The organism is Fretibacterium fastidiosum, from assembly GCF_000210715.1.
Classification (GTDB): domain Bacteria; phylum Synergistota; class Synergistia; order Synergistales; family Aminobacteriaceae; genus Fretibacterium; species Fretibacterium fastidiosum.
This window is the reverse complement of the sequence record NC_021038.1, coordinates 1,814,920-1,817,982: the sequence shown is the minus strand read 5'-3', so window position 1 is coordinate 1,817,982 and position 3,063 is coordinate 1,814,920. Positions and strand designations below refer to the sequence as shown.

The 3,063-nt window shown below is 66.1% G+C and carries 3 protein-coding genes and 1 pseudogene; all 4 read right to left on the bottom strand.

Annotation, left to right across the window (positions count from 1 at the left end):
• Window positions 1-821 (bottom strand): Hpt domain-containing protein (locus SY1_RS08460; RefSeq protein WP_208873429.1); only part of this gene is annotated, 821 nt, incomplete at its 3' end.
• Between the two features lie 88 nt (window positions 822-909).
• Entirely contained in the window at window positions 910-2,022 is a 1,113-nt protein-coding gene (locus SY1_RS08455; protein ID WP_208873428.1) for a protein-glutamate methylesterase/protein-glutamine glutaminase, read from the bottom strand.
• A 1-nt stretch (window position 2,023) separates the two neighbouring features.
• Window positions 2,024-2,767 (bottom strand): flagellar brake protein, encoded by a 744-nt coding sequence (locus SY1_RS08450; protein WP_208873427.1) that lies wholly within the window; start codon window positions 2,765-2,767, stop codon window positions 2,024-2,026.
• 2 nt (window positions 2,768-2,769) lie between these two features.
• Window positions 2,770-3,063 (bottom strand): annotated as a pseudogene (locus tag SY1_RS08445) (MinD/ParA family protein); the annotation flags it as partial.

Sequence of the window (3,063 nt, the reverse complement as noted above, 5' to 3'; positions counted from 1 at the left end):
GGGGCTACCGCAGCAGGGGCGGGTGCAGCAGCGGCTTCAGTCGGTGCGGCAGGGGCCGGCGCCGCCTTGATCTCCTTCACGTCGGCGGAGGCGATGTCGCTGATCTTCTCCACCGCCTTCTTGATATCCTCCGCGGACTCGGAGGAGGCGAGGTAGACCATGAAGTCGAGGTCGAACTGCTCGTTCTCGAGGCCCTCGACGGAGGGCTCCGTCTTGAAGAGGTTGCCCAGCTCCTCGAGGCGGTTGACAGCCATGTAGGCGCGGGCCGCCTTCAGGAGGCAGTTCTCCTTCAGCGTGACGTGAACGCTGAACGCCGTCATCTTCAAGTCTTTGGCCTCCATGACCCACTCCGCCTCCTGCTGGGAGAGCTCCGAGGCGGCAGCGGCTGCGGGTTCGGCGGCTGCGGCGGGCGCGGCAGGTTCCTCGGACGGCATGGGGGCCTCGCCGCGGAGCTTCGCCACCATCTGCGAGACGTCGATGTGCGCGTCGTTTCCGCCGTTCCGGATGGAGTCCACCATGTTCTGCAGCGTGTCCAGGCCGGAGAACAGAAGGTTGATGTCCGCCTCCGCGAGGGGCTTCGTCCCCTTGCGCGCCGCATCCAGACGATCCTCCATCGCATGGGTCAGCCCCATCATCTGGTTGAAGCCCATGGTCCCCGCCATCCCCTTCAACGTGTGGGCGGCACGGAAAATCTCGTTGATGACGTCCATATCGACCATGTTCTTCTCCAGGGCCAGCAGGAGGTCGTCCAGCTTCTGAAGGTTGTCGTCCGTCTCATCCAGGAAAGCGCCAAGGTACTGGCTCATGTCCATATCCGTCATGATCTACCATCCCCAAACTCGTGATATCCAAAAACCCTGTGCCGGAACGCCGACACGTTTTTAAGCGCAACGTCCGTCTCCTGGACCGTCATTTCACCGCTCTGATCAGGGCGTCGGGGATCTCGTTCAACGGGAGCACCTCGTCCACGATGCCCGCCTCCGCCGCCGCCTTCGGCATCCCGTACACCACGCAGGTCTTCTGCGACTCCGCGATCACCCAGGCGCCCTTGCGGTGCAGGATCGTTGCCCCATCCGTCCCATCGCGCCCCATCCCCGTCAGGACGACACAGACGGCGTTTCCGCCGAACTCGTCCGCCACGCTCATGAACATTATATTCGCTGCAGGCTTGACAGACAACACCGGAGGCGCATCCATGAGCTCGCACACCACCGCGCCGCTCCTGCGCCTGAAGACGAGGTGGCTCCCGCCCGGCGCGATGACCACCAGCCCCGGCTTGAGCGCCAGGCCATCCGCCCCCTCCGCCACCTTCAGCGCCGAGGTCCCGTCCAGCCGCTTGGCGAAGGAGGCCGTGAAGCCCGGCGGCATGTGCTGCGTGACGACGATGGGGACGGGAAAGTTCCCCGGCAGCTTCGGGATCAGCTCGGACAGCGCCATGGGCCCTCCCGTGGAGGAGGCGATCGCCACGATCTCCCGCCGCCGGGTAGAGGGACGTGGAACTTGGGGCGCCGCAGCCAGCGACTCCAAAAGAGGGCGGGGCTGCTGCCGCATCGCCCCCGCTCCGCCCGCTCCCCGCGCCAGCGAGCGGACGGAGGCCGTGCTGGCCGCCACCACCTTTTCGATCAGCTCCGAGCCGACGCTGCGGATGTTCAGCGAGATGGAGCCCGACGGCTTGCCCACGAAGTCGACGCACCCGAGGGCCAGCGCCTTCATCGTGGTCTCCGCGCCCTCCTGGGTCAGGCTGCTGACCATGATGACCGGAAGCGGCGTCGTCTTCATGATCCGCTCCAGGGCCTCCAGGCCACCCATGTTGGGCATCTCGACGTCCATCGTCACAATGTCCGGCTTGAGCTCTCCGATCTTCGCCAGGGCTTCCACGCCGTCCCGCGCCGTCCCGACCACCTCGATGCGGGGGTCCGATTTCAGGATGTCGCCCAACATCTGCCGCATCAGGGCCGAGTCGTCCACCACCAGCACCCTGATCCTTCGGCCACTCCCGTTCCTGTCAATAGAAGACGTCATCTTACGAACCTCGCCCGTTCAATTCCTGCTGCCGGATAAAAGCGCCCATCAGCTTCTCCGTGAAGGCGGGAAGCCCCTCGTAGGACAGGCCCGCCGAGAGCCGCCCCGCCTCGTCCTTCTGGGCCGTCACCACGTCGCAGATGACGAAGAACTCCGTCCCGGAGACGGCCATCTGCAGGAGGTAGCGCGCCTTAAGGCGGCACATGTCCGCCTGCTCCTTCTGGATCAGAGCGCCCACGCCCCCCAGGCTGATGTCGTTCAGGAGGAGCGGGAACCAGGCCTGCGGCGGGGTCGGCAGTGGCGCCCCCCGCCTCTCGGCCTCGGCGGCCTCATACTCCGAGTTCACTTCCAGGAGGTAGGCTCGCGCCTTGATCCCGCAGGGCACGCGGACGAACATGCGCCGCTGCACCCTCTCGAGCGGCGCGTCGAGTCGAAGCCACACCAGGGGGATCGGAACGTTGACGACCGTGCGCACGATCTCCGCCGGGCTCTGGTAGAAGCAGGCGTTGCCCTCGAGGCGCAGCGAGAGTTCGAGGCTGCGGGCCACGGGGAGGAGCGCCCCCTTGAACATGGGGTGCGCCATCCCCAGGAGCGGCCCCTCGTCCTCCTTCGCCGACTTGACGTCCTCGAGCCTCGAGGCGTACTTCCCCTTGTAGAGGCCGGTCGAGAAGGTCAACTCCGCCTTGGCGCCGATGAGGGAGTTGATCAACTTTAGGTTCTTGTCGTGATCCTGTTCTGTCGCCATCGTCATTTCTCCATAAAAAAGCCCCGTGCCAGCCTCAGAAAAAAGGACCTCAGCCCCCTCGCCTCGCGTGGCACCGGCCCTTCCTCCCCCCATTGAAGCAGCGCATCCGCCAGCTCCCCGACGCAGCGCGACGCCGACGAGGAGGGCGAGGCGCGGTAAAATATCCCCCGACCGCGCACCGCCCGCTCGACGCACGCATCCCGCAGCACACAGCCCAGGTAGGAGGGAGAGCGCCCCAGAAACCGCGCAGCCGCCCTGCGGATACGGTCCGCCACATCCAGCGCCTCCGCCCTGCT